Raw genomic sequence first — 25,385 nt, 5'->3', positions numbered from 1 at the left:
GCGCATCGAGCGGTGTCAGGTCGGCCGGGATACCGCTACTCCGACCCCCATGAGTCGATCGAGGGGCGTCAGATCAGGCGGAGTTGACGGTCCTTGGGGCGGCGTGGCTCGGCCTCGCCGAACCGTTCGAACAGGCCCGGGTCGACGACGTCGAGGAACGGCGACGGCCGGCAGTCGCGTTCCGTTCCGTGCCGGACCCGGCGGGCGGCGTGGCTGACGTAGAGGCGGTCCTGGGCGCGGGTCAACCCGACGAAGAACAGCCGCCGTTCCTCGGCGATCGCGTCGTCGTCCGGTGTGGAGCCGGGCCAGCGCAGCGGCAGCAGGCCGTCCTCGACGCCGACCAGGAAGACCGCCGGGAACTCCAGCCCCTTCGCGGCGTGCAGGGTGAGCAGGGTGACCGCCTCGGCGCGCGGGTCCAACGCGTCGACCTCGGCGCCGGTGGCGAGCTGGGAGAGGAAGAGTTCCAGGTCGACGCCGCAGCGCCGGGCCAGCGGGGTGAGCAGGTCGACGGCGGTCCGCACGTCCTCGGGGCGTACGGTGCCGGCGGCGTCCAGGGTGGGGGCGGCGAACCGTTCGGCGAGCACCTGCCCGGCGGCCCGGACCCGGGCGGGCAGCCCACCGGCGAGGCCGTCGGCGTGCCGCAGTTCCCGGGCGATCGCCAGGACGCCGGGCCGGTCCCGGAGCCGGTCGTGGGACCGCTTCTGCACCGGGATGTTGGCCCTGGCCAGCGCGTCCACGATCGGGGCGGCCTGGGCGTCGGTGCGGTAGAGCACCGCGATGTCGGAGAAGGACAGGCTGGTGGCCCGGCCGTCGATGCGTCCGGAGTCCAACGACCGGTGGGAGAGGCCGCCGACCAGGTCGTCGACGGTGCGTACCACGAAGTCGGCCTCGTCGGCGACGGACGCCGCCGGGTAGCGGCCGACCAGCGGGGCCTCCGGGTCGAGCCGGGCCGGGTCGAGCCGGCGGCCCCGGACCAGCGACGACGGCGCGATGGCCTGGACGGCGGCGGCCAGGATCGGCGCGGACGAGCGGTAGTTGCGGTTGAGCCTGACCAGCCGGGCGTCGGTGAAGTCCTCGGAGAAACGCAGGAAGTAGCCGACGTCGGCCCCCCGGAACGAGTAGATCGCCTGGTCCGGGTCGCCGATCGCGCAGATGTTGCCGTCGGCGGGGCTGAGCAGCCGCAGCAGGTCGTACTGGACGGGGTCGACGTCCTGGTACTCGTCGACGAAGATCCACCGCCAGCGTTCCCGGTAGTCGCGGACCAGCTTCCTGTCGCCCTTGAGCAGTGCGACCGGCAGGGTCAGCAGCTCGTCCAGGTCGACCAGGTCCTGCTTGCGCAGCAGCGCCGTGTAGCGGGCCGGGTCGTCGCCGGCCTCCGTCCGCGCGGCGGCACGTTCGGCGTCGTCGGCGATCCGGAAACCCTCCGGCAGCCCGGCTGCGGCGACGTTCTCCCGCAGGATGCTCAGCCCGAGCGAGTGGAAGGTGCCGACGGTGACGTCCTCGGCGACCGGGCCGAGCAGCCCGTCGAGCCGGTGCCGCAGCTCCTCGGCGGCCCGCCGGGTGAAGGTGATCGCCAGGCACTGCTCGGGGAAGACGTTCAGCTCGGCGCAGAGGTAGGCGATCCGGTGGGTCAGGGTCCGGGTCTTGCCGGTGCCCGGCCCGGCCACGATCAGCAGCGGGCCGCCCGGCGCGGAGGCGGCCACCCGCTGCATCGCGTCCAACCGGTCCAGCAGCCCGGTGCCGACCTCCTCCATCCCGGCGAGCATCGGCTCGAACGGTTCGTGCGGCGACGGCGTCGGGGCGATCGGTGGTGGCGGCGGGGTCGGCGCGGGCTTCGGCTTCGGTTCGGCCTTCGCCACCGCCGGGCGCTTGGCCTTCGGTTTCGCCGCCGGCTCCGTCGGCCTGCGCTGCGCCGGCACCGGTACGTCGAACAGCGTCTCCTGCCCCGATCCGGCGGCCCCGCCCAGCTCGGCCGGGTCGAAGAGGGTGATCACGCCGTACTCGCCGTCGTAGCCGGGCACCCGGCGCACGTCGCCCCGCCGCAGCCGGCCGATGCCCTCGGCGAGCAACTCCCCGCCGACCCGGCCGATCTCGTCGACCGGGGTACGGGTCAGGATCTCCAACTCCGGGCCGAGCGCCGCGACCAGCTCGTTGAGTTTCCCCTCGACCTTCTTGGACCGGGGGCCCACCTTGTTGATCTCACCGAGGATCTCGGCCAACGGCACCAGGTGGGTCACCTCGCGGGCGTGCTCCGGACGGTGCCCCTCGGGCCGGTCGGCCAGCTCCTCGACCCGGCTGAGCACCCCCACGGTCAACGGCTTGCCGCACTCAGGGCAGCGCCCGCCGGCCGCCCGGGTCCGCTCCGGTGCCCAGTTCACGCCGCAGAGCCGGTGCCCGTCGGCGTGGTACTTGCCCTCCTCGGGGAAGAACTCGATCGTCCCGGCCAGCCCGTCCCCGGTACGCAGCGCGTCCCGGATGGCGAAGTAGTCGCGGGCCGACGAGAAGACGGTGGCCTCCCGGGCCAGGGCCGGCGGGGAGTGCGCGTCGGAGTTGGACACCAGCCGGTAGCGGTCCAGGCTGCCGACCCGCCAGTTCATCGCCGGGTCGGAGGAGAGCCCGGTCTCCACCGCGAAGACGTGCTCGGCGAGGTCGGCGTAGCAGTCGGCGATCGCGTCGAAGCCGGATTTCGAGCCGAGCGCGGAGAACCACGGCGTCCAGATGTGCGCCGGCACCAGGTAGCCGTCTTCGCTGGCGTCGAGGGTGATCTCCAGCAGGTCCCGGGAGTCCAGGCCGAGGATCGGCCGGCCGTCCGAGCCGAGGTTGCCGATCCGGCCCAGCGCGGTGTTGAACCGGGCCACCGCGTCCAGGTCGGGCAGGTAGATCAGGTGGTGCACCTTGCGGGTCCGGTCGTCCCGCTTGTAGATGGTGGAGATCTCCACGCTGAGCATGAACCGGACCGGGTCGGCCTCCGCCGCGTCGGCCAGCCGGGGTGGCAGCCGCCGGGCGATGTCCGCCTCGGCCTCCGGGCCGAGCCGGTACAGGCCGGGCTCGGCCGGTTGCAGGGTTTCCCGCAGGTGGTCGTACCAGGCGGGATGGGTGAAGTCCCCGGTGCCGAGCACCCCGATGCCCTTGCGTCGGGCCCACCAACCGAGGTTGGGCAGGGTGAGATCGCGGCTGCACGCGCGGGAGTACTTCGAGTGGATGTGCAGGTCCGCGACGAACGGGGGGACGCCACCAGGGGGAGCGGCGTTGAACGGAGGCACGCCGCATCCTGTCACGGCTGGTCCACTACCCGCCTGCCGCCACGCGTACGCGTGACCTGAGCAATCCGGTGCTGGACTCCACCGGCCGGACGCGCTATGTGCGCGACCCCGGCTCGTCCGGGCAGGTCACGGGGCACGCAGCTCCACCAGGGTCACCTGCGGCGGTGCGCCGACCCGGACCGGGGGACCCCAGAAACCGGCCCCGTTCGTGACGTAGACCTTGGTGCCGTCGACCTCGCCGAGGCCGGAGACCACCGGTTGCTGGAGCTTGACGGCCAGGTTGAACGGGGCCAACTGTCCACCGTGGGTGTGTCCGGAGAGTTGCAGGTCGACGCCGAACTTCGCCGCCTCGTGCGCGGCGACCGGCTGGTGGGCGAGCAGCACCACGGGGCGGTTGACGTCCCGGCCGCCGAGCGCGGCGGTGAAGTCGGCGGGGCCGGCGACGCCGGTGCCGTCGGCGGTGACGTCGTTGATCCCGGCCAGGTCCAGCACCCCGCCCCGGGCCCGGATCTCCTGCCGCTCGTTCTGGAGCACCCGCAGGCCGAGCCGGTCGACCTCGGCCACCCACTCCTCGACGCCGGAGTAGTACTCGTGGTTGCCGGTGACGAAGAAGCTGCCGTACCGGGACCGCAGGTCACGCAGCGGCTCGGCGGCCTCGCCCAACGCGGCGACGGACCCGTCGACCAGGTCACCGACGACCGCGACCAGGTCGGCGTCCAGTCGGTTGATCATCGCGACGATCCGCTCGGTGTGCGCCCGACCGCGCAACGGGCCGAGGTGGATGTCCGAGACGGTGGCGATGCGCAGGCCGTCCATGCTGCGGGGGAGTTTCGCCAGCGGGATGCGTACCCGGTCGAGCTGCGGGGGGCCCAGCGCGGTGCGGACCCCGTACCCGGTGATGCCGGCGGCGGTGAGCCCGGCGAAGATGGCGGCCCCCCGGGCGAGCAGCAACCGGCGGGACTCGTCGTGGTCGGGGCGGTCCACCGCCTCGGCGGCCGGCGGGTCGGCGCTGCCGGCCGCACCGACCAGCGCCGGTTCCGGGGCGGCCGTGGTCGCCTCGGCGGCGGCGCTGCGGCGACGCAGCACCAGCCGGGTCACCACCATCGGCACTTCCAGCACCAGCAGCACGATCAGCAGATAGAACATCACCGCGAGCCAGAGGTAACCGGGCCAGGCCAGCCAGAACGCCCCGGCGATCTGGGTGCCGGCCATCGTCGCGGGGACGAGCACCGCCAGCACCAGCGCGACGACCGTGCCGACCCGCCGCCACCGGCCCGGCCCGGTGGTGTCCTTGACCAGCCGCTTCCACAGGTAGAAGTGGATCAGGCCGGTGATCAGGGCGAGTGTGCCCACGAACCCCAGAATCGCCAACACGGCAGCCCTTCCTCAGCCGCCCGCGAAGGGAGGCAGCACGTCGATCGTGGCCCCGGCCGGCAACGGTGTCTGACGATCATGGCAGGCCACCCCGTCGACCAGGAAACTCGCCACCTGGAGCACCGCGGCCAGCCGGGGGCCGTGCCGGTGGGCGAGTTCACCGAGCAGTTCGTCCAGCGGGCGGCCGGCGGATGCGGTCTCCTCGCTGCGGCCGGCGGCGGCCCGCGCCCCGGCGAAGTACCGGACGGTGAGGTCCACCTCAGCCTCCGATCGCCGACATGGGCCGGACGGGTTGCAGGAAGGTCGGGTCGTCGATGCCGTGCCCGGCCCGTTTGACCACCGTGGCGGCCTGCCAGCGCCGGGCGATCTCGGCGTCGTCCACGCCGGCCCGCAACGCGCCGCGCAGGTCGGACTCCTCCGTGGCGAACAGGCAGTTGCGGATCTGGCCGTCGGCGGTGAGCCGGGTCCGGTCGCAGTCGCCGCAGAACGGCCGGGTCACCGTGCCGATCACGCCGACCCGGGCCGGGCCGCCGCCGACCAGCCAGGTCTCGGCCGGGGCGGCGCCCCGGTGCGCCGGGTCGGGGGTGAGGGCGAACTCGGCGGCCAGCGACGTGAGGATCTCGTCGGCGGTGACCATCGTGGCCCGGTCCCAGCCGTGCTGGGCGTCCAACGGCATCTGCTCGATGAACCGCAGCTCGTAGCCGTGGTCGAGGGCGAACCGCAGCAACGCCGGTGCCTCGTCGTCGTTGACCCCGCGCATCAGCACCGCGTTGACCTTCACCGGGGCGAGCCCGGCGGCGGCGGCCCCGGCCAGCCCGGCGAGCACGTCGCCGAGCCGGTCCCGGCGGGTCAGCGTGGCGAACCGGGCCGCGTCCAGGGTGTCCAGCGACACGTTCACCCGGTCCAGTCCGGCGTCGCGCAGCGCCGGGGCGAGCCGGTCGAGCCCGAGGCCGTTGGTGGTCAGCGAGATCCGGGGGCGGGGGGTGAGCGCGGCCACGGCGGCGACGATGCCGACCAGCCCCGGCCGGATCAGCGGCTCTCCCCCGGTGAACCGCACCTCGGTCACCCCGAGCCGCTGCACCGCGACCCGCACCAGCCGCACGATCTCCTCGTCGGTGAGCAGTTGCGGCCCGGCCAGCCAGGGCAGCCCCTCGGCCGGCATGCAGTAGGTGCAGCGCAGGTTGCACTTGTCGGTCAGCGACACGCGCAGGTCCCGGGCGATCCGGCCGTACCGGTCGACGAGGACGCCGGCGGTCGTCGGGGCGGCGGTCACCCGTCGACCGTAGCGCGGCCGACGCCCCGCAGCGCCGCTCGGGCGGCACCGACGACCGCATCGCGGTACGCCCCGCCGAACAACGCGGTGTGCACGAGCAGCAGGTGCAGTTGGTGCAGCGGCACCCGTTCCCGCCACCCGTCGGCCAGCGGCCACGCCTCCCGGTAGCCGGCCATGATCCGGTCGTGGTGCGGCGGGCCACCGAACAGCGCCAGCTGGGCCAGGTCCGTCTCCCGGTGCCCGCCGTGCGCCGCCGGGTCGACCAGCCACACCCGCTCGTCCGCACCCCAGAGCAGGTTGCCCGGCCACAGGTCGCCGTGCAGCCGGGCCGGCGGCTCGTCGCCGCCGAACTCGCCGATCCGCGCCACCACCTGCTCGACAAGCGCGGCGTCCGGGCCGTCGAGCGCGCCGCCGTCGACCGACATCCGCAGGTACGGCAGGAGGCGTCGCCGGGCGAACCAGTCCGGCCACGGCCCGTCGTCGGGGGTGTTGTCCTGCGCGAGGGTGCCGATGAACCCGGGCCACGCCGCCCCGAACCGGTCGGCGCCGGCCCGGTGCGTGCCGGCCAGCTCCCGGCCGAACCGCTCGGCCGCCTCGGGCGTCGGCTCGCCGGGGTCGACCCAGTCGAGCGCCAGCAGCTCCGGCAGCGCCACCACCACCTCGGGTACGGCCACCCCGCCGGCCTCCCGCAGCCAGCGCAGCCCGGCGGCCTCGGTGTCGAAGAAGCCCGCCGGTACGGGTCGACCGGCGCGCTCCGGCCAGGTCTTGGTGAAGACCGAGTGGCCGTCGTCCAGGGTCAACCGGGAGGCCACGCAGCTGTCCCCGCCCGCCACCGGGGTCTCCCGGATGCGCTGGTGGGTCAGGAAGGTGGGCAGGTGCTCCGGGTGCGCCCGCAGGTACGCCAGGTCCATGAGCGCAAGGTAGCCGCTCGGACCGACCCCGGTGGGCCGCATAACCTCCGGAATCGCGGTGACCTGTGCAAATACTCTCCGTATCTGTGGATAACCCGTGTGTCGTCCACAGGGCCTGTCGGCGCTGTGCCCACCCGCCGCACGCTGCCGGACATGAACGCGACCGACCGCCCCCGGCTCACCGTCCGCTCGCCCGCCGACCTGATCACCGCCGTGCCGTACCTGATCGGCTTCCACCCCGTCGACAGCATCGTGGTGGTGGCGATGCGGGGCCGGCGGATCATCTTCGCCGCCCGTGCCGACCTGCCCGGACCGGGCACCGACCCGGCCCTGCCGGCGCGACACCTCGGCGACGTGATCGGCCGGCAGGACGCCGAATCCACCACCGTCATCGGGTTCGGCCCGCCCGAACGGGTCACCCCGGCGGTGGACGCCGTCCGGTCGGCGCTGGCCGACCTCGGCCTGCCCGTGCTCGACGCGCTGCGGGTGACCGGTCGCCGCTACTGGTCCTACCTCTGCGAAGCGCCGGACTGCTGCCCACCCGACGGCACCCCGTACGACCCGGATGCCAGCCAGGTCGCCGCCGCCGCGGTCTACGCCGGTCAGGTGGCGCTCCCCGACCGGGCGGCACTCGCCGCGCAGGTCGCCCCCGCCGGGGGCGTCGACCGGGTCGCCCTGCGCCAGGCTGGTGACCGGGCCGAACGCCGCCTGCTGGCACTGCTGGAAGCGGCCCCCGCCAGCGACGAGTTCGGCGAACGGGCGATCCGCCGGGCCGGCACCACGGCGGTACGCCAGGCGCAACGCCGGCACCGGCGCGGCGACCGGCTCACCGACGACGAGGTGGCCTGGCTGACCCTGCTCCTGACCCACCTGCCGGTACGCGACCACGCGTGGGAACGCACCGACGGCCGGGAGAAGGACATCGCCCTGTGGAGCGAGGTGTTGCGCCGCAGCGAAGAGGAGTTGGTGCCCGCCCCCGCCTGCCTGCTCGCCTTCGCCGCCTGGCGGGCCGGCCAGGGCGCGCTCGCCGCCGTGGCCCTGGAGCGGGCGCTGGCCATCCGCCCCGACTACACCCTCGCCCGGCTCCTCGACGATCTGCTGAGGCGCGGTGTTCCGCCGTCCGACCTGGACGGGTGGCCGGCCGTGACCGAGCCGGAGGTGCTGCGCCGCCGTCGTCGCCGGCCCCGCCGCCCCCGCTGACCCGCCGCCCCCGCTGATGCGGGCGGCTGCAGGGTCACTGTCGGTGAGGATGGTCGGGGCTATGTGGTCTCGGAGAGAAGTATTCCTGGCAGTCATATTCATGCCTGACAGGCATACGGCTGTCAGTGGCATGGTGTCGGGGCGGACACGGTCGGCACCTGGCCGGAGTGATAGCCGCCCATGCTCTCCATCGGCCGGGTCGGGCACGTCAGCGATGGAATGCCGGGTCGCTCCCTGACGTGAAATGCCTGCCCCGGACCTCGGGGCAGGCATTTCACCGAGCAGGTCGGTCAGGCGCGAGCGGCCAGCCCGGCGACGAACGTGCGCCATGAGGTCGGGATGAACGTCAGGGCCGGCCCGTCCGGGTCCTTGGAGTCCCGCACGGCGACCGCGCCGGGAAGATTGTCGGCAACCTCGACACAGTTCCCGCCGCTCGCGCCGCTGCGGGTGGACTTCCGCCACGTGGCGTTACTGAGGTCCATGTTGGCTCTCAACTTCCTTCAACAGATCGATTGACTGCCGACGCGGAAGGGCCTCGTTCCGGACGTTCTCCCACCGCGCTTGGAGCGTAGCCAACTCATCATCCTTGTCGACCACAACGCCGCCAAGCTGGTTCTCAAGGTGCCCGACCCACACTCCACCGCCGGAGCGCGCCAGGGCGAATGGTCCAGACAGCCCGACATGCAGCCCGGTGACTACCGGGATGACGTGCACATGAACATGCGGCAGCTCCGCCCTGGCGATGAGTTGCGTGATCTGCTGACCCATGACGACACCGAAGCCCTCTCCGGCGAGGCGCACCGCCCTCTCGTCGAGCACTGCAACCAATTGCGGGGGATGCGCGCCGGTCAGAATTCTCTGTCGGTCGATTCGTGCCGACACCCGCTGTTCCACCTCATCGTCGGTGAGGCTGTCGACGGTTCGAAGCACCGCGCGGGCGTAGGCCTCGGTTTGTAGTAGGCCGGGAATCAGGTTCGGCTCGAAATACCTGAGTTGGGTCGCGTTGCGTTCGGCGTCGAGCCACGGCAGGAACCACGACGGTGTGCCGAGCTTGCTCACCAGCCGCTCGAAGAGCCCGCCGGTGCTGAGCGCCCGATCAGCTCCCTTGATGAAATCCAGGGTCAGCGCCCGGGTGCCACCCTCGACGGCACTGACGTGCGACGCGCTGAATCCGGCACCCCGCCCGAACGTCTCCTGCGTCATCCCGGCGGCCCCCCGGGCACGGCGGATCTCGGCAACGACGAAATCGGCGAGCGGATCTGGTACGTCAGTCATGCACGGCGCCCCAATCTGAAGATCGACTATTCATGTCGCCACCTCGTCGGCGGTTCCTCATCCGCTTCAGCCCGAACCCTCGTCGCACCTTCCGAGCCTAGTGACATCCACATCAGAGTGTCACCGGGGCGGCGCTGTCGGTAGTGGTCGAGAGCTGGCGGCGGCGTCTGCCGGAGGGGCCGTCCGTGGAAGGGCGGCCGGCCCCTCCTCCACACCGACACGGACACCGACACGGACACACCGAACGCAAAGGAGACGCCGTGCCCAGCGAGAAGCCGAAGCCCGACAGGAGCCCGAAGCCCGCACCCCGCCCCGAACCCGTACCCGATCCCGGGCCGCCCGCGCGCCCGATCGTGCCCGGACCGATCGGACCGTTCGTGCCGCCGTACCGGGGGCCGGGGCGGATGACCGGCGTCGTGCCGGCACACCGCTGGTCGTACGGCCGGAACCAGGGACCCCGGTGACTCCGCCGGAGGTCAGGTCGGGAGACGTCCTGCACCTCTCGCGTACCGCCAGTGTGCAGTTCATCCGGCCGGTCACGGTCCGGGTCATCCGGGTGCTGGCCGACCGGCACACGTACCACGGTTGGGTGTGGATCGACGCGTACGAGCTGAATGCCGCAGGCGACGCGGTCCGGCGGCGGACCCTGTTCCTGATGCCGGCGGGCGCGCGCCGGCTCGCGCAGCCGGACCGGCCGGCACAGGCGTCGCTCCCGCAGGGCGGGCGGGGGCGTCGGCTCAGGCCGGTGGGGACGCGGTGACCGGGCCGCTGCCCGGCCGGCACACGCCGCTGCGGCCGATCTGGCTGTGCCGGGTCGACGCGAACCCGTGGCCGTGCGGGGAGGCGAAGCTCGCCCTCCTCGCGCGGTACGCCGACGACCTGCCCGGACTGCTCGCCCTGCTCACCGGGTTGTCGGCGGAGGCGACCGACCACCTGACGCAGCTCGACAACGGTCGCCGGATCGACGTGACCGACCGCTTCCTGGCCTGGGTCCGCCCGCCGGACCGCTGACCTTCCCAGCCCGGGTCGACGTGTCGCCGACCTTCCACCGGTGGGACAGGGCTGCGGGGTTCAGGGGGTGACGCGCTGCGCGCCGGTGTAGACGTTCATCGTCCGGCCGCGCAGGAAGCCGACCAGGGTCAGGCCCGCCTCGTCGGCCAGGTCGGCGGCGAGGGTGCTCGGCGCGGAGACCGCCGCCAGCAGCGGCAGCCCGGCCATCCACGCCTTCTGGGTCAGCTCGAAGCTCGCCCGGCCGGACACCATCAGCAGGTGCCCGGCGAGCGGCAGCCGCTGTTGCCGGACCGCCCAGCCGACCACCTTGTCCACGGCGTTGTGCCGGCCGACGTCCTCGCGCAGCACCACCAGTTCCCCGTCGGGGGTGAACAGGCCCGCCGCGTGCAGGCCGCCGGTGCGGTCGAAGGCGCGTTGCGCGGCGCGCAGCCGGTCCGGCAGCTCCGCCAGCAGCTTCGCCGGCACGGTGAGCGGGTCGTCGGCGACGGCGAAACGGGACCGGGTACGCACCGCGTCGATGCTGGCCTTCCCGCACACCCCGCAGGAGCTGGTGGTGTAGAAGTTGCGCGCCGGGTCCGTCTCCGGCGCCGGCACGCCGGGGGAGAGCACCACGTCGACCACGTTGTACGTGTTGGGTGTCTCCGCCCCGGAGCAGAGCTGGGCGGTGTGCACGTCGGCGTCGCCGCGGATCAGCCCCTCGGTCAGCAGGAACCCGATGGCCAGGTCGAGGTCGTCACCGGGGGTACGCATGGTCACCGCCAGCGGGCGGCGTCGACCCGGGCCGCCCGGACCGACCCGGATCTCCAGCGGTTCCTCCACGGCCAGCGTGTCCGGCCGGCGCAGCGCCACCCGGGCGTCGTCCGCCGCGTCGAGGTCGATCCGGAGCACGCTCCGCCGGTCAGTGGCCCGTCCCATCCCGCCATCCTGCCCCGCCCACCCGGCCCCCCGCACGGTGACCACCCCGGCTGCGGCCTACCCGGAGCACGGTGGCCGGGCCGGGCCGGGCGGCTACCGTGATCCGGGTGACGGCGTACGCGGCGGTGGTGCTGGCCGGCGGGGCGGCCCGCCGGATGGGCGGGCGGGACAAGCCGGCGGTGCCGGTGCACGGCCGGCCGATGCGGGACCGGGTGCTCGCCGCCGTCGCCGACGCCGTGCCCCGGGTGCTGGTCGGGCCCGGTGGGGCGCTCCCGGCCGACGTGCTGGTGACCCGGGAGGAGCCGGCCGGTGGGGGGCCGGTGGCCGCCACGGCCGCCGGGCTGGCCCTGCTCGGTCCCGGTACGACGGTCGTCGCCCTGCTCGCCGCCGACCTGCCGTTGCTCACCCGCCCGGCCGTCGGCGTGCTGCTCGACGCGCTCGCCGCCGAATCCGGTCCGGCGGCGGCGGACGGCGTCTGCCTCGTCGACGACCGGGGGCGACGCCAGCCGCTGTGCGGGGTGTGGCGGGTGCCGGCGTTGCGCGCCGCGCTGGACCGGGTCGCCGCCCGCCGAGCCCAGGCTAGTGCGCTGGCCGGGGCGTCCATGCGGGAACTGCTGGGCGAGCTGACGGTACGCGAGCTGGCCTGGTCCGCTGCCGGCCCGCCACCGTGGTTCGACTGCGACACTGACTCCGACGTACGCCGGGCGGAGGAGTGGACGCGATGACCGTGCTGGACGACTGGGTGACGGCGGCCTGCGCCGAGCTGGGTCTCGACCCGGCCGAGGTGTCGGTGCCGACCGTGCTGGACCTGGCCAGGGACGTCGCGCACCAGGTGCTGCGCCCAGGTGCGCCGGTCACCGCGTACCTGCTGGGGGTGGCGGTCGGACGCGGCGCGGACCCGGCAGCGGCGGCGGCCCGGCTCAGCGGGCTGGCCGCCCAGTGGCCGGTGGAGTTGGGCGGTGAGCATCCCGCCTCCTGACCGGGCGGGTGCGGCCGGGCGGACACCGGCGCACGATCCGGTACGCCGTGCCCCGGGCGGTGACGGGCGACGGGGACGGGCGAGGTTGTCCGATGCCGGTCGCGGTGGATTCGTTCTCCGGCCCGCCTGGGTAGGGTGACCTTGACGGACGGAGGCGATCATGACGGCGGACCACCCCTCGAAGCCGACCGGTGATCAGCCCGGCACCACGCCGGCGCACCACGACCACCACGAGTCGGTCCTGCTGGACGAGCCGAGCACGGCCGACCTGCGGGCCAAGGTCACCGAGGCGTGGCGGGAGTTCGCCCGGGCGCTTGCCGAACGGCTGCGTGAGCTGCCCGCCGGGGCGCAGCTCGAAGTGACCCTGGACCCGACCGCCTCCGGCACCGGCGACGCCGTCTACTCGATCAGCGTGGCCGTCGGTGAGGGTGGCCGGCTCTCCGCGCGGGCGGTCGGCAACGCCACCCTGCCGCAGGGCTTCCGGCTGGACCGCGCCGCAGTGGCCGACATGATCGCGCTCGGCTGGTCGCCGCCCGGCGTGGTGGCGGGCTCCGGCGAGCACTTCGGCCTGGAAGGGTCGACCGGTGACGCCAGCAAGCTGGCCGGGCTGCTCTCCCGCACCCTGCGCGACGTGTACGGCGCACCGCACCCGGCCTTCCTGGTCTACCTCAGCCAGGACGCCGACGGGGAGTCGTTGCCGATCGAGGCGCTCGGCACCGCGCGCAGCGAGTTCGGCCCCGACCGGGACGTCGAGGCCGACCTGGACGAGGCGCTGGCCGCCGCGGCGAGCGCCCAGAGCGGTGAGCAGGAGGTGCTGGACCTGCCCGAACGGGTCCGGACGGTGGTGTCGACCATGCTGAAGTCGACGTCCGACCACCTCCAGATCGACTCCGACGGGGACATCAACATCCGGGCCGGGTCGGCGATGGTCTTCGTCCGGGTGCGGGACAATCCGCCGCTGGTGGACGTCTTCTCGCCGGTGCTGACCGAGGTCGAGCCGACGGAACGGTTGTACGTGAAGCTGTCCGAGCTGACCAACCGGATGCCTATCGGCCGGCTGTACTGCGCCGACGACACCGTCTGGGCGTCCATCCCGGTCTTCGGGCGCAACTTCCAGGCCACCCACCTGATGCTGGCCGTGCAGGTGATGACCGGGCTCGCCGACGAACTCGACGACCGGTTGCACGGCGAGTTCGGCGGCAAGCGGTTCTTCGGCGAGGGCGACAAGCCGGGCCGGGGCGACAGCGAGCACCGCACCGGCATGTACCTCTGATCCACCGCCCTGCGCCGGGGCACCGGCCCGACTCCGGCCGGGTGTCAGGGGGTGGACGGGCCGACGCCGGGCGACTCGACCAGCCGGGACAGCACGATGGTGCTCCGGGTGGAGGTGACGAACGACTCCGCCCGGAGCCGTTCGAGCGCCTCCTCCAGGTGGGAGATGTCGGCGGCCCGCAGGTGCACGAGCGCGTCGGCCTCACCGGAGACGGTGTACGCGCCGACCACCTCGGGGTGCCGGCGGGCGGCCACCCCGAGCTGGGTGGGTGTGGTCCGGCCGGCGCAGAACAGCTCGACGAACGCCTCGGTGGTCCAGCCGACGGCGGCCGGGTCGACCACGGCGGTGAAGCCCCGGATCACCCCGCTGGCCCGCAGCCGGTCCACCCGTCGCTTGACCGCCGGAGCGGAGAGTGACACCCGGGCGCCGATGTCCGCGTACGAGGTTCGGGCGTCCGCCACGAGCAACGCAATGATTCGCTGGTCGACCGCGTCTATCTGCAACGTTCCGCCTCGGGGAAGCAATGGTTCTGGCTGTTACCAAAGTTCTACGCTACCTACCCTTGGTGACCGTGAACCAGCAGCGTGTGCCGCGAAAGCGGACATATCTCATGTGTGCCCCGGAGCACTTCGCGGTCGAGTACGCCATCAACCCGTGGATGGACCTCACCGTCGGCGTCGACGTGGCACAGGCGGTCAAACAGTGGGACCGGCTGCGGGACGCACTGGTGGGCCTCGGTCACGACGTGCACGTGCTCACCCCGCAGCCGGGACTGCCGGACATGGTCTTCGCGGCCAACGGGGCCTTCGTGGTGGACGGGACGGTCTACGGCGCGCAGTTCAAGCACGAGCAGCGGGCCGCCGAGGCCGCCGCGCACCGGGAGTTCTACCAGAAGCACGGCTGGCACTTCATCGCGCCGAGCGAGACCAACGAGGGTGAGGGCGACTTCGCCTACCTGCCCGAGGCGCACGGCGGGCTGATCCTCGCCGGGCACGGGTTCCGCACCGAGCTGCCGGCGCACGCCGAGGCGCAGGAGGCGCTGGGGCGGCCGGTGGTGTCGCTGCGCCTGGTCGACCCGCGTTTCTACCACCTGGACGTGGCGCTCGCCTCGATCGACGACGGCAACGTCGCGTACTTTCCGGGGGCGTTCTCGGCGGCCAGCCAGCGGGTGCTCGCCCAGCTCTTCCCCGACGCGGTGCTCGCCGACGACGAGGACGCGCTGGCCTTCGGCCTGAACCTGGTCAGCGACGGGGCGAACGTGGTGCTCAACAGCGACGCGACCCGGCTGGCCGGCAAGCTCCGGGCCGCCGGCTACACCCCGGTGCCGGTGGACCTGGCCGAGCTGAAGAAGGGCGGCGGCAGCGTCAAGTGCTGCATCGCCGAGCTGCGTCCCTGACCGGTCCCGGCACCGGCCGGCCCCGACCGGTGCGGCACCCGCACGGCCGGTCCCACTTCGGGGCCGGCCCGCCGCCCACGGCTCAGCCGAGGGTGGCGATCTCGTTGATCAGGACGTTGGAGAGCAGCCGGCCGTCGAACTGCACCTTGCGCAGGTACCACTTCTGCTGCGGGGTGCGCGGCTGGTTGAACTGCCACGGCCCGCGCGGACTGTCGATCTGACCGATCTTGCCCAGCGCCAGGTTGACCTGCTGCGCGGTCGGCTCGGCGCCGGCCAGCCGGATCGCCTTGTCGAGCACCTGCGCGGCGTCGTAAGAGGCCATCGCGTAGGTGGTGGGCGAGACGTTGTAGGTCTTCCGGTAGGCCGAGGCGAAGATCCGGTTGGCGTTGTTGTTCAGGTCGGCCGAGTAGTTCAGCGCGGTCTGGATGGTGCCGGCCTTGAGGCTCTCGTCCGCGTTGACCAGGGTCGACCGCAGGTCGGTGAGGATGCTGCCCTCGGTCAGGAAGCCGGGCGCGTAGATGTCCCCGAACCAGCGGCTACGGCGCAGTTGCCTGATGAACTGCTCACCGGCGGTGCCGGAGTAGAAGCAGAAGATCCCGTCCGGCTGGCGGCTGAGCGCCTCGCTGATCTGCGCGCCGAACTCGTTGTCGCCCGGGGCGGGGTTGGCGGTGGTGAGGATGGGGTCGCCGATGATCCGGGGGTCGTCGGTGCCGAAGCCGTCCCGGAAGCCGTTGATCACGTCCTGGCTGGCGGTGCCCTCGGGGGCGACGATGGCGAGCCGGCTTCCGGTGGGAAGTGTTCGCCGCAGGTACGACCCGAGCGCCCGGCCGGGCTCGTCCAGCACGTACGACGTCCGCCAGATGTAGACGACGCTCTGGAGGCTGGGCGGGGAGGCGTTGGACCCGATCAGCGGCACCCGGGCCTTCTCCACCGCGTCCCGGATGCCGGACATCACTGTCGAGTTGACCACGCCGCTCATCGCGAGCACGTTCTGGGTGAGCAGGTTGTCGACGGCGGCCTGGCCGCTCTTGGCGTTGTCGCCCTCGTCGACGGTCACCACCGTCACCGGGTGGCCGCCGAGCTGCTGCCCGTTCATCGCCAGGAAGAGCTGGAAGCCGTTCTCGATGTCGATGCCGATCGCCTTGCCGTCGCCGTTCTCCGGCCGGATCAGCCCGATCTTGATCGGCTTGCCCGGGGCCGGCGTCTCGGTGTCGTCCGTGCCGCAGGCGGCGGCGAGTCCGGTCGTGCCGAGCGCGGCCAGCAGTTGAAGGGCCCGCCTGCGGTTCATCTGCGACACCGAAATCCTTCCGGAAGCATTGCCGGGCGTCACCGCCCCTCCGGCGTTCTACCTGGTGGGCGACCCTGCGTCAATGGATCTTGATCTTCAAGCAGCGACTGCAACGCAGCCCTTACCTGCGGCCAGGCCGCCGAGAGCGGGTCGATCAACCCGAAGTGCTCGCATTCCGGCAGCTCAATGAGGGTGACCGGGGCGCCGGCGGCCCGTGCGGTGGCAGCATATGACCTGCTCAGAGCAGCCGGCACCTGGCGGTCCTCGCCCCCGTGCAGAATGACCGTCCGTGTCCGTGGCGGCACCGACCGGCGGGGGTCGGCCACCGCGTACCGCTGCGGCTGCTCGGCCGGGCCGCCGCCGAGCAGCGCGGCCACCGCCCCCGAATCCAGATCCAGCCGGTACGCCTCGGCGAGGTCGGCGACCGGGGCCAGCGCCAGCACCCCGGCCACGTCCTGCGGGGCGTGCGCCGCCACGTGCAGCGCGAGCTGCCCACCCGCCGAGTGCCCCAGCAGCAGCGGCGGCCCCGGCGCGACCAGCCCCGGCAGGGCCTGCGCCGCCACCCCGGGCAGCGCCGCCACCCCGGCCCGGACGTCGGCGAGCGTGTTCGGCCAGCCACCACCCGGCTGGCCGGTGCGCCGGTACTCCAGCTGCGCCACCGGCCAGCCCGCCTCGGCCAGGGCGGCGGCGAGCGGGCCGGTGTGGGTGCGGTCGTACTCGGCCCGCCAGAAGCCCCCGTGCACCACTGCCACCAGCGGCCGGACCGGACCGCCACCGGCCGGCCGGCGCAGGTCGACCAGTTGCTCCGGTCCGTCGCCGTAGGCGACGGTCAGGTCCGGCGGCGGGGCGGGCCGGCTGAGCACCGCCCGGGGGTCGTGGGCCATGCCGGCGACGGTAGCGCGGCTGGTGGAGGTCCGGGTGGGTGCGACGGGAGCGGGTGGGTAAAGATGGGGCCATGACCGAAGCGCACCCCACTGGACAAGCTGACGAGCCGGGCCGCCCCGACGGGCAGTCGGGCACCGTGGTCGTGGTCGGCCCGGACGGCCGCCCGGTCGGCACCGTGCAGACCGACGAGACCGGCGAGGACCCGACCCGCCTGGTCGAGCAGCCGGCCAAGGTGATGCGGATCGGCAGCATGATCAAGCAGCTGTTGGAGGAGGTCAAGGCCGCCCCGCTCGACGACGCCAGCCGGCACCGGATGCGGGAGATCCACCAGCGGTCGATCGTCGAGCTGAAGGAGGGCCTCGCCCCCGAACTGCGCGAGGAGCTGGAACGGCTCTCGCTGCCGTTCGCCGAGGACCAGGCACCCAGCGAGGGCGAGCTGCGGATCGCCCACGCCCAGCTCGTCGGCTGGCTGGAAGGGCTCTTCCACGGCATCCAGGCCGCCCTGGTGGCCCAGCAGATGGCCGCCCGGGTGCAGTTGGAACAGATGCGCTCCGGCGGCCGGGCCGCCCTGCCCAGCGGCCCCGGCGGGATGATCCCCGGCATGCCCGGCATGGGCCAGCCCGGCGGCGAGGGCCACAACACCGGCCAGTACCTCTGACCTCAGCCCACCCCGAAGACCTTCTCCAGGTACGCCGCCACCCCGTCGGCGGTGTTCGCGCCGGTCACCTCGTCGGCGATCTCCAGCACGGCGGGGTGTGCGTTGGCCACCGCCACCGCCCGCCCCGCCCAGGTGAGCATCGGCACGTCGTTGGGCATGTCACCGAAGGCGAGCACGTCGGCCTGCGCCACCCCGACCCGGGCCGCGTACCAGGCCAGCCCGGCGGCCTTGGTCACCCCGGCGGCGGAGATCTCCACCAGCCCGCTGTACGACGAGTGCGTCGCCTCGGCCAGCCCCTCCAGTGCCCCCGCCACCACCTGCACGAAGGCGTCCGGGTCCTGGGTGCCGGCGCGGGCCAGCAGCTTCACCGCCGGCACCGAGGCCAGCTCCTCCGGCGACTCGATCGCCCGGATGGCCTCGTGGTCGGCGTCCCAGCGCAGCGGGTAGTGCGCCTCGTGCCGCATCTCCCGGCTGTCCACGATCTCCACCGCGAAACTGACCTCCGGCACCGCCGCCCGCAGCCGCCGGGCCACCTCGGCGAGCAGTTCCGGGGCCAGCGGGTCGGCCCGCAGCACCTGGTCGGTGTCCGGGTCGTACACCACCGCGCCGTTGGCGCAGACCGCCGGCAGCGGCGCGGAGAGCTGGTCGTACACCAGTTGGAGCCAGCGGATCGGGCGGCCGGTGACCAGCACGACGGGCGTGCCCGCCGCGGCGATCCGCTCCAGCACCGCCGCCGTGCGGGCGCTGAGCCGGCGCTCGTCGCCGAGCAGGGTGCCGTCGATGTCGCTGGCGACCAGCCGTGGTGTCTCTGCCATCACCGGGAGAGTAGCCGGTCGAGGTAGACCGCCACCCCGTCGTCGTCGTTGCGCAGGGTCACCTCGTCGGCGGCGGCCCGCACCAGCGGGTGCGCGTTGGACACCGCCACCCGGGACCAGCCGGCCCAGGCGAACATCGGCAGGTCGTTGGGCATGTCCCCGAAGACCAGCACGTCGGCCGGGTCGACACCGAGCCGCTCGGCGACCACGGTCAGGCCGCTGGCCTTGTCCACCCCGGCCGGGGTGATCTCGACGAAGCCGAGCCCTGCCTGGGTGAGGGTGGCGACCTGCGGCGGGACGATCCGGCGGGCGGTGGCCAGCAACTCGTCGACGTCGTGTTCGGCGGTCCGGACGAACGCCTTGATCACGTCGAGGGCGAGACATTCCGCCCGGCTGCGCGCCTCGAACAGCTCGGGGTAGGGCCACGACGGGTGATAGTCGCCCCAGAGCGGCGCGTCGTGCTCGTCGGATCCCTCGACCATGACGGTCAGCGGGCCGACGGCGGCCTCCAGGTCGGCCAGCAGACCGGCCAGCACCTCGGCGGAGAGGCGCTCGTCGCGCAGCACCACCGGGCCGGTCGGGTCGCTCTGGTCGACCACGCAGCCGCCGCCGGCCATCACCAGGAAGTCGGCGGCCCGGATGTCGTTGCGGGTGAGTTCCTTCAACCGGGGGCCACGGCCGGTGGCGCCGACCACCGGGATACCGGCGGCCCGCACCCGGTCGAGCACCCCGTGGGTGTACGCCGACACGGTGTCGTCGCTGCGTACGAGGGTGCCGTCGAGGTCGGTGGCGATGAGTTTGGGCAGTCCCGGGCGGGTCATCGTTCCTCCTTGCCCGCCGCCGTCCGTACCGGTCGTCCGACCCGGTGTGACGGCGGGCAGCAACCGTACCTCGCCGTCCGGGTCGCAACCATGGCTTCCGGGCGAATCAGCAGGCAACGCCCGGTGACCGCCGCGCGGTGGCCCGGCGTGCCGCCCCGGCGGGGCTCAGGGGTGGGGTTCGCGGCGGGCGAATGGAACCGTCGGGGTGACGGTCAGGCCGGCGGGCGCGGCCGGCCGGTCGTCGTCCCCGTCCGGGACGACCCCGTCCGGTTCGGCCTGCGGACCGGCGGTGTCGACCGGCGGACCGTCCGGCTGCGGGGCGGTGGCGAGCAGCGCCGCCCCGACCAGCGCGACGGCGACGAAGGCCATCACCAGGCCCCGGCCGTAGTCGACCCGGAACCCGTCCTCCGGGGAGTAGAACAGCGCCCGCTGGCCCGAGTCGTCCAACGAGAAGGCGGTGACGGTGAGCAGGATCACCAGGGCACCCGCCACGGCCAGCCCGGCCACCCGGGCGTCGTGCCGGACCGCCGGCCGCCCGCGCAGGGCCAGCGCCACCGCGACGCTGAGCAGCAGGAGCCCCACCAGGTAGGCGATCCCGAAGCCGCCCACCTCGGCCACACCACCGGGCACCCGGATGGTGCCGCTGCCCTCCGGGCCCCCGTTCGGCACGGTCATCACCAGCCACTCCCCGGCCATCGACGCCGTGGCGGCGACCGCGCCGAGCAGGACCAGCACCGGGGGCAGCCGCCGGTCCCGGCGCAGCGCGGCGGGCCATTGCCCGAACCGGCCGCCCGCCGGTCGTTCGGGGGCACCCCACTCCAGCACCGGGGTGTCGTCCGAGCGGTCGTCCTGTCTCGGGATGGGGAGATCCTGGGACATCGGCCACCTTCCGCGTCGCGGGCCTGACCCGCATCATCCCACGCCGGCCCGCCCCGGGCCGGCAGCGCCGGGGCCCCGAAGCGGCGCACGCCGACCGCTGCCGGGGGCCGGCGGCCTCGCCGGGTCGGTCGCCGCGGGCGGGGCTTTCGACTAGCGTTCGGGTATGCCTATCCGTACCGCATCCGCACGTTGGCAGGGCAACCTCACCGAGGGCGCCGGGACCGTCCGCACCGGCAAGGGTGGCCTGGAGGGGAACTACTCCTTCAAGTCGCGCTTCGAGGAGGGCGAGGGGACCAATCCGGAGGAACTGATCGGTGCCGCCCACGCGGGCTGCTTCTCGATGGCGCTCTCCAAGCAGCTCGCCGACGCCGGGGTGTCCGGCACCTCGGTGGAGACCACCGCGAAGGTGCACTTCGACAAGACCGACGCGGGGATGACCGTCACCCGGATCGACCTGGAGACCGTCGGCCAGGCGCCGGGCCTGGACGAGGCCCAGTTCACCAAGCTGGCCGAGGCCGCCAAGGAGGGCTGCCCGATCTCCCGGCTGCTCTCCCCCGGCGCGCAGATCAGCCTCACCGCCCGCCTCGCCTGATCCGTCCCGTCGGCCGTCCGGCCCCGCGCGGGGCCGGACGGCCGACGGGGTACGGGCGGCGCTCCGGCGGGACCGGTGGGCGGGCGGCCGGTCGGGCACAATGGGTGAGGTGCCCGTGGAGATGAGCCGTGAACGCTTCGAGGAGCTGGTCGGCGAGGCCCTCGACGAGGTGCCCGAGGAGTTGCTCCGGCTGATGAGCAACGTGGTCATCCTGGTCGAGGACGACCCACCGCCCGGGGAGGACCTGCTCGGCCTCTACGAGGGGCACGCGCTGACCGAACGCGGCTGGAACTACTCGGGTGTGCTGCCCGACCGGATCTTCATCTACCGCCGGCCGATCCTGCGGATCTGCACCACCGAGGACGACGTGGTCGACGAGGTGGCGGTGACCGTGGTGCACGAGATCGCCCATCACTTCGGCATCGACGACGAGCGGTTGCACGCGTTGGGCTGGGGCTGAGCCCGCCGCCCGCCTCGTGCGGCCGGTCGTCTGCGTGCACCTGACCGGTTCCGTGCGCGGGGCCGGGCCGGCGCGCCGCTCGGCCGATGCGGCGGCTTGCGGGGGCTGCCTACCGTGTGGTGAGCACACCCCCAATCAGGAGGAAGACCCAATGCGCAGCGCGCTGTTCTCCGCGGAGAACCTGGAGAAGGAGTCCGCCCAGCCCGGCATGCGGCTGCAGAACTCCAAGATGTTGAAGATCGAACTCAACGGTGAGGCGATGGCCCGGGTCGGGTCGATGGTCGCCTACCAGGGGCAGGTGCAGTTCCAGGCGTTGGGCTCGGGCGGCATCGGTAAGTTCATCAAGCAGCGGCTCACCGGCGAGGGCGTGCCGCTGATGAAGCTCACCGGCCATGGCGACGTCTTCCTGGCCGAGCTGGCCAAGGACGTGCACATCATCGACCTGGAGCCGGGCGACGCGCTGTCGATCAACGGGTCCAGCGTGCTGGCCTTCGACTCCACCCTGTCGTACGACATCAAGATGGTCGGCGGCGCGGGGATGGCCTCGTCGGGCCTGTTCAACTGCGTGTTCAGCGGCTACGGCCGGATCGCCATCACCACCAAGGGCACGCCGGTCGTGCTCAACGTCGACGCGCCCACCTACGTCGACCCGCAGGCGGCGGTGTGCTGGTCGGCCAACCTCCAGACCGGCTACCACCGGGCCGAGCAGCTCGGCCTGGGCACTTTGCTCGGCCGCAGCACCGGTGAGGCGTTCACCATGAGCTTCGCCGGCCAGGGCTTCGTCGTGGTCCAGCCGTCGGAGGAGCCGCCGGTCCAGGGCAGCGGCGGCCAGCAGCAGCAACAGGGTCTGCTCGGCGGCCTGCTGAGCTGACCGCAGGCGCGACGTGGGGGCGGTCCCGGCCGGGACCGCCCCCTTTCGTCTGTGCGGCCGTCGCCCGGCCGCTCGGTGCGGGTCCGTGCCGCGCTGCTGTCGAGACGGCGGCGTGGGCTCAGTTCAGCTCGCCGGAGCGCAGCCGGGCCAGCCAGGCCGCCGCGTCGGTGTAGTCGGTGTCCGAGAGCCCGGCCGGCGCAGGGACCGGCCGGTCACCCGCCGCGTCGGCCCACCGGTGCCGGGGGTACGACCCGAGGAACCGCACCTCGGCGCAGACCCGCCGCAGCCCCTGCAACGCCTCACCGAGCCGGGCGTCGGCGACGTGACCGGTGCAGTCGAGGAAGAAGACGTACCGGCCGAGCGCCTCCCCGGTGGGGCGGGACTCGATCCGGGTCAGGTTGACCCCCCGCACGGCCAGTTCCATCAGCACCGACAGCAGCGCGCCCACCCGGTCGTGCGCGATGTAGACGGCCAGCGAGGTGAGGTCGTCGCCGGTGGGCGGCGGGGGTGGGCCGGGGCGGGACAGCAGGGCGAACCGGGTCACCGCGTCCGGATGGTCGGCGATCTTGTCGGCGAGCAGGGCCAGCCGGTGCCGGGTGGCCCCGATCGGGGCGCAGATCGCCGCGTCGTACTCGCCGGTGGCCGCGCCGGCCGCCGCCGCGCCGTTGGACAGCACGTCGATCACCGTGGCGTCGGGCAGGTGGGCGCGCAGCCAGTTGCGGCACTGGGTGGACGCCTGCGGATGGGCGGCCACGCTCCGCACCCCGGCGAGTTCGGTGCCGGCGCGGGCACCGAGCACGAACTCCACCGGCAGGATCACCTCCCGGGTGATCACCAGCGGGTCCCCCTCGGCCAACTCGTCCAGGGTCACCCCGACCGCGCCGCCGATCGAGTTCTCCATCGGCACCAGCGCCGCGTCCGCCGCACCGGCCCGTACGCTCTCCAGCGCCTCGCCGACGCTGCGGGCGGGCGTACGACTGCCGCGCTCGGCGGCCGGGACGGTACGCAACGCCTGCTCGGCGAAGGTGCCCTCGGGGCCCAGGTAGACGTAGCGGGTCGGCGGTGTTCCGGGCATGCCGCCCAGCCTACGCACCCGGTGGCAGCCCGGTCCCGGCGTCGCAGGCCAACGTCCGGATGGCGGGCGGCGCGACGGCCTTCACCTCGATCGAGCAGACGTCCGTACCGGCGGTGACCAGCCGCAGCGCGCCCGGCTCCCCCCGGCTGACCGCCTGGAGTTCCTCGTGCCCGCTGACCGAGAGCACGGTGTACTGCCAGCCGTCGGCGCACAGCGGCCCCTCGACGGCCCGCACCGTCACGTCGCGGGGCAGCACGTCCCCGCGGAGCAACCCGATCACCCGGTCGGCCGAGGGGCGGCCGGCGCAGGCCACCGCGACCGCCGCGACGGTGGGGGTCGGCAGCGCCGACGTCGGCGGCAGGGTGGGGGTCAGCGGCAGGACGGGCGGCGACGTCGACGGCGGCAGGGTCACCGCCGGCGTGGGCGGGGCGACCGGGGCTGGCAGCTCACGGTCGGGCGGGGCGGCGCAGCCGGTGAACGGCGACACGACGAGCAGGGCCACGGCGAGCCGGGCGGCGACCGGCCGCCGGTACGGGGGGCGGTGGGCGGGGTCAGGCGGCACGGGCCGGTCCTCGGGGATTCGGGCGCGGGGGCGTCGCGACGGGGCCGGCCGTCACGGACCGTGGGAGGGGCCGGTCGTGTGGCCGGTGGGGGTGAGCCCATCGTAGGAAAAACCGCCCGCCCGGTGAAGGCCGGCGCGACGCCCGACGCCGCCGCCCCGACGTCGGGCGGATCGGCGCGGGGCGGTGCCGGTCAGATCGGGGAGAAGAAGGTGAGTGAACCGGCGACAGAGCCGCCGGTGAGCATCGGGGTGGAGACGGCGTCGACGGTGGCGTAGGTGCTGGTGTCGCCGGCCGGCTGCACCCGCAGCAGGCCCCGGGCGAGTCGACCGGAGTGCAGGGCGAGTAGCGGGGGGATCTTGTCGGTCTCCTGTTCGGGCAGCTCGTGCCGGGCGGCGGTGAAGTCGAGCAGCCGCAGGCCGCCTTCGAGCAGCGGCAGACCGACCACGTCCTCGGGGGCGCCGAGGCAGAGCAGTTCGCAGCCGGCGGCGGAGATGGCGACCACGAGGGTGTCGGCGTCGATCAGCAGGCAGGGCTCCTCGGCGTGCGAGACGCTCGCCGACCACTTCCCGACGTTGTCGCACCCCGGCCCTGTCGGCGTCCGCGCCGCCGGCACGAACACGTCCGGGAGCGAGAGTTCGACGTGGGCCACCGCGCCTCCTAGGTACACCGACGGTCTGTCCACGCTAGCCGGTCTTCGTGACGGTCGCCGACCGCGCGGGAGCCACCGGCCGCCGGTGGAGGGATCAAGTGCCCTGGTGGGCGGCCGGCGACGGCGCGGACCGGCATGTCGGGGGGACCGGTACCGCGGGGCGTCGCCGGTGACGTTACCGGCGACCCGCCGGCTTGTCAGCGGCCGTTCGGCCCTCGTCGTACCACCGGTAGTCGCCGGTGGGACGGTACGTGCCGTTGTGCCAGGTCTGCGGGGCCTGGGCGACCCGGGACAGCTTCTCGGCGGTGGCCGGGCTGATCCGGTTGCCTCCGGCGACGAGGAGCCGGTCGAGCTCCCGGTGGGTCGCCATCATGCAGTCCTTCGGCAGGCCGTAGACGCTGATGACGCCGGAGCCGACGAAGGTCAGCACCGGCGTCACCGGGATCGGCAGCCCGACCGCCTGGGTGAGCGCCTTGCTGGCCCGCTTGGCGTCCCGCCGGGCCTCGGCCACGTACGGCGGGCGCTTGCCGTTGATCTGCACCACGTCCCCGGCGACCAGCACCCGGGCCCGGCCGTGGTCGGCGATGCTGACCGCGAACAGCCCGCTGGGGCCGATGGCGAGGAACCCGGCGCGTTCGTCCTGACCGTGGTCGCGCAGGACGTCGGAGACGTCGGTGCGCGGCCACTCGATGACGTGCCAGGCGGGGCCCAGGTGGTCGAGCTGACCGAGCGCCCGCGCACCGGCGGCCTCCAGCCGGCGGGCGCCCCGCTCGGCCCGGCGTCGACGTGCCCACTCCAGTGGGGTCGGACGGGCCGGATCGAGAGCCGCGGACCCGTCGGGACGGGGGTGCGGCACCGCCACGGGCGGCAGTGCCCGGGTGGGTACGGCTCGACGAGCGGGAAAGACAGTCATCGCGACCTCCGGCAAAAGGTCCCTCGAAAGTTATGTTCTCACTACC

29 protein-coding genes are annotated in these 25,385 nt (G+C 73.6%); 11 read left to right on the top strand and 18 right to left on the bottom strand.

The genetic code is table 11. The annotated features are described in order from the left end of the window. Positions 1-68: 68 nt before the first annotated feature. From FJK98_RS32700 to FJK98_RS32680, 5 genes are all read right to left on the bottom strand, one after another. Positions 69-3,263 (bottom strand): UvrD-helicase domain-containing protein, encoded by a 3,195-nt coding sequence (locus FJK98_RS32700; protein ID WP_145922436.1) that lies wholly within the window; start codon positions 3,261-3,263, stop codon positions 69-71. Between the two features lie 126 nt (positions 3,264-3,389). After that, positions 3,390-4,637 carry a metallophosphoesterase gene (locus tag FJK98_RS32695; protein WP_145922435.1) on the bottom strand — a complete coding sequence of 416 codons (1,248 nt, stop codon included), beginning with the start codon at positions 4,635-4,637 and terminating at the stop codon, positions 3,390-3,392. A gap of 12 nt (positions 4,638-4,649) precedes the next feature. After that, a complete protein-coding gene (locus tag FJK98_RS32690; protein WP_088643614.1) occupies positions 4,650-4,895 on the bottom strand; it encodes a MoaD/ThiS family protein in 246 nt (81 codons plus the stop codon). A gap of 1 nt (position 4,896) precedes the next feature. Beyond that, a complete protein-coding gene (gene moaA, locus FJK98_RS32685; protein ID WP_145922434.1) occupies positions 4,897-5,910 on the bottom strand; it encodes a GTP 3',8-cyclase MoaA in 1,014 nt (337 codons plus the stop codon). Next, positions 5,907-6,821 carry a fructosamine kinase family protein gene (locus tag FJK98_RS32680; RefSeq protein WP_145922433.1) on the bottom strand — a complete coding sequence of 305 codons (915 nt, stop codon included), beginning with the start codon at positions 6,819-6,821 and terminating at the stop codon, positions 5,907-5,909. Before FJK98_RS32680 ends, moaA begins: the two co-directional genes overlap by 4 nt. A gap of 153 nt (positions 6,822-6,974) precedes the next feature. Between FJK98_RS32680 and FJK98_RS32675 the strand changes: the two genes are divergently transcribed. Next, a complete protein-coding gene (locus tag FJK98_RS32675; protein ID WP_145922432.1) occupies positions 6,975-8,021 on the top strand; it encodes a DUF4192 domain-containing protein in 1,047 nt (348 codons plus the stop codon). Positions 8,022-8,311: 290 nt separating this feature from the next. Here the strand turns inward: FJK98_RS32675 and FJK98_RS32670 are convergent, their stop codons facing one another. Both FJK98_RS32670 and FJK98_RS32665 read right to left on the bottom strand, forming a co-directional pair. Continuing rightward, positions 8,312-8,503, bottom strand: coding sequence for a DUF397 domain-containing protein (locus FJK98_RS32670; protein WP_145922431.1), 192 nt, complete (start codon positions 8,501-8,503; stop codon positions 8,312-8,314). Beyond that, positions 8,490-9,296: a helix-turn-helix transcriptional regulator gene (locus tag FJK98_RS32665; protein ID WP_145922430.1), complete on the bottom strand. Its 807-nt coding sequence runs from the start codon at positions 9,294-9,296 to the stop codon at positions 8,490-8,492. Before FJK98_RS32665 ends, FJK98_RS32670 begins: the two co-directional genes overlap by 14 nt. Positions 9,297-9,756: 460 nt before the next feature. Between FJK98_RS32665 and FJK98_RS32660 the strand changes: the two genes are divergently transcribed. Beyond that, positions 9,757-10,056: a hypothetical protein gene (locus FJK98_RS32660; protein ID WP_205789330.1), complete on the top strand. Its 300-nt coding sequence runs from the start codon at positions 9,757-9,759 to the stop codon at positions 10,054-10,056. Continuing rightward, a complete protein-coding gene (locus FJK98_RS32655) occupies positions 10,053-10,307 on the top strand; it encodes a flavin reductase (protein ID WP_240762514.1) in 255 nt (84 codons plus the stop codon). Before FJK98_RS32660 ends, FJK98_RS32655 begins: the two co-directional genes overlap by 4 nt. Before the next feature lie 60 nt (positions 10,308-10,367). Here FJK98_RS32655 and fdhD read toward each other — a convergent pair whose 3' ends face one another. Beyond that, positions 10,368-11,222, bottom strand: a complete 855-nt coding sequence (fdhD, locus tag FJK98_RS32650) for a formate dehydrogenase accessory sulfurtransferase FdhD (protein WP_145922429.1) — start codon at positions 11,220-11,222, stop codon at positions 10,368-10,370. A 107-nt stretch (positions 11,223-11,329) separates the two neighbouring features. On the opposite strand from fdhD, the gene FJK98_RS32645 reads away from it, so the two are divergent. From FJK98_RS32645 to FJK98_RS32635, 3 genes are all read left to right on the top strand, one after another. After that, the gene (locus FJK98_RS32645) at positions 11,330-11,947 is read left to right on the top strand and encodes an NTP transferase domain-containing protein (protein ID WP_168222599.1); all 618 of its coding nucleotides are present in this window, start codon (positions 11,330-11,332) and stop codon (positions 11,945-11,947) included. Next, positions 11,944-12,201 carry a DUF6457 domain-containing protein gene (locus tag FJK98_RS32640; RefSeq protein ID WP_145922428.1) on the top strand — a complete coding sequence of 86 codons (258 nt, stop codon included), beginning with the start codon at positions 11,944-11,946 and terminating at the stop codon, positions 12,199-12,201. The genes FJK98_RS32645 and FJK98_RS32640 overlap by 4 nt, the downstream gene beginning before the upstream one ends. A gap of 160 nt (positions 12,202-12,361) precedes the next feature. Then, the gene (locus tag FJK98_RS32635; RefSeq protein WP_145922427.1) at positions 12,362-13,474 is read left to right on the top strand and encodes a YbjN domain-containing protein; all 1,113 of its coding nucleotides are present in this window, start codon (positions 12,362-12,364) and stop codon (positions 13,472-13,474) included. A gap of 44 nt (positions 13,475-13,518) precedes the next feature. On the opposite strand, the gene FJK98_RS32630 is transcribed toward FJK98_RS32635, so the two are convergent. Next, the gene (locus FJK98_RS32630) at positions 13,519-13,977 is read right to left on the bottom strand and encodes an Lrp/AsnC family transcriptional regulator (RefSeq protein ID WP_088643606.1); all 459 of its coding nucleotides are present in this window, start codon (positions 13,975-13,977) and stop codon (positions 13,519-13,521) included. Positions 13,978-14,084: 107 nt separating this feature from the next. On the opposite strand from FJK98_RS32630, the gene ddaH reads away from it, so the two are divergent. Then, positions 14,085-14,870, top strand: coding sequence for a dimethylargininase (gene ddaH, locus FJK98_RS32625; RefSeq protein ID WP_145923126.1), 786 nt, complete (start codon positions 14,085-14,087; stop codon positions 14,868-14,870). An 82-nt stretch (positions 14,871-14,952) separates the two neighbouring features. On the opposite strand, the gene FJK98_RS32620 is transcribed toward ddaH, so the two are convergent. Further along, positions 14,953-16,167, bottom strand: a complete 1,215-nt coding sequence (locus FJK98_RS32620; RefSeq protein ID WP_145922426.1) for an ABC transporter substrate-binding protein — start codon at positions 16,165-16,167, stop codon at positions 14,953-14,955. A 29-nt stretch (positions 16,168-16,196) separates the two neighbouring features. Further along, positions 16,197-17,042, bottom strand: coding sequence for a S9 family peptidase (locus tag FJK98_RS32615; protein WP_145922425.1), 846 nt, complete (start codon positions 17,040-17,042; stop codon positions 16,197-16,199). Between the two features lie 71 nt (positions 17,043-17,113). Between FJK98_RS32615 and FJK98_RS32610 the strand changes: the two genes are divergently transcribed. Next, complete coding sequence (locus FJK98_RS32610) at positions 17,114-17,701, top strand: bacterial proteasome activator family protein (protein WP_145922424.1); 588 nt, start codon at positions 17,114-17,116, stop codon at positions 17,699-17,701. Positions 17,702-17,703: 2 nt separating this feature from the next. Here the strand turns inward: FJK98_RS32610 and FJK98_RS32605 are convergent, their stop codons facing one another. From FJK98_RS32605 to FJK98_RS32595, 3 genes are all read right to left on the bottom strand, one after another. After that, complete coding sequence (locus tag FJK98_RS32605) at positions 17,704-18,516, bottom strand: HAD family hydrolase (RefSeq protein ID WP_145922423.1); 813 nt, start codon at positions 18,514-18,516, stop codon at positions 17,704-17,706. Next, on the bottom strand, positions 18,516-19,337 hold the full coding sequence (locus FJK98_RS32600) for an HAD family hydrolase (RefSeq protein ID WP_145922422.1): 822 nt from the start codon (positions 19,335-19,337) through the stop codon (positions 18,516-18,518). Before FJK98_RS32600 ends, FJK98_RS32605 begins: the two co-directional genes overlap by 1 nt. A gap of 165 nt (positions 19,338-19,502) precedes the next feature. Next, on the bottom strand, positions 19,503-20,216 hold the full coding sequence (locus FJK98_RS32595) for a hypothetical protein (protein ID WP_145922421.1): 714 nt from the start codon (positions 20,214-20,216) through the stop codon (positions 19,503-19,505). 163 nt (positions 20,217-20,379) lie between these two features. Here FJK98_RS32595 and FJK98_RS32590 point away from each other — a divergent pair, with 163 nt between their 5' ends. The 3 genes from FJK98_RS32590 (at position 20,380) to FJK98_RS32580 (ending at position 22,139) form a co-directional block, all read left to right on the top strand. Beyond that, a complete protein-coding gene (locus tag FJK98_RS32590) occupies positions 20,380-20,808 on the top strand; it encodes an OsmC family protein (RefSeq protein ID WP_088643598.1) in 429 nt (142 codons plus the stop codon). Positions 20,809-20,923: 115 nt separating this feature from the next. Continuing rightward, positions 20,924-21,268, top strand: coding sequence for a metallopeptidase family protein (locus FJK98_RS32585; protein WP_194821738.1), 345 nt, complete (start codon positions 20,924-20,926; stop codon positions 21,266-21,268). Between the two features lie 151 nt (positions 21,269-21,419). Then, positions 21,420-22,139, top strand: a complete 720-nt coding sequence (locus tag FJK98_RS32580; protein ID WP_145922420.1) for an AIM24 family protein — start codon at positions 21,420-21,422, stop codon at positions 22,137-22,139. A 118-nt stretch (positions 22,140-22,257) separates the two neighbouring features. On the opposite strand, the gene pheA is transcribed toward FJK98_RS32580, so the two are convergent. From pheA to FJK98_RS32560, 4 genes are all read right to left on the bottom strand, one after another. Then, a complete protein-coding gene (gene pheA, locus FJK98_RS32575; protein ID WP_145922419.1) occupies positions 22,258-23,214 on the bottom strand; it encodes a prephenate dehydratase in 957 nt (318 codons plus the stop codon). A gap of 10 nt (positions 23,215-23,224) precedes the next feature. Then, positions 23,225-23,776 carry a hypothetical protein gene (locus FJK98_RS32570; protein ID WP_370516964.1) on the bottom strand — a complete coding sequence of 184 codons (552 nt, stop codon included), beginning with the start codon at positions 23,774-23,776 and terminating at the stop codon, positions 23,225-23,227. Between the two features lie 191 nt (positions 23,777-23,967). Then, positions 23,968-24,426, bottom strand: a complete 459-nt coding sequence (locus tag FJK98_RS32565; protein ID WP_145922418.1) for a hypothetical protein — start codon at positions 24,424-24,426, stop codon at positions 23,968-23,970. A 175-nt stretch (positions 24,427-24,601) separates the two neighbouring features. Further along, positions 24,602-25,339, bottom strand: coding sequence for a hypothetical protein (locus FJK98_RS32560; protein ID WP_145922417.1), 738 nt, complete (start codon positions 25,337-25,339; stop codon positions 24,602-24,604). Positions 25,340-25,385 lie beyond the last annotated feature (46 nt).

Source organism: Micromonospora sp. HM134 (genome assembly GCF_007833915.1).
GTDB lineage: Bacteria > Actinomycetota > Actinomycetes > Mycobacteriales > Micromonosporaceae > Micromonospora > Micromonospora wenchangensis.
This window is presented reverse-complemented; position numbering and strand designations above follow the sequence as displayed.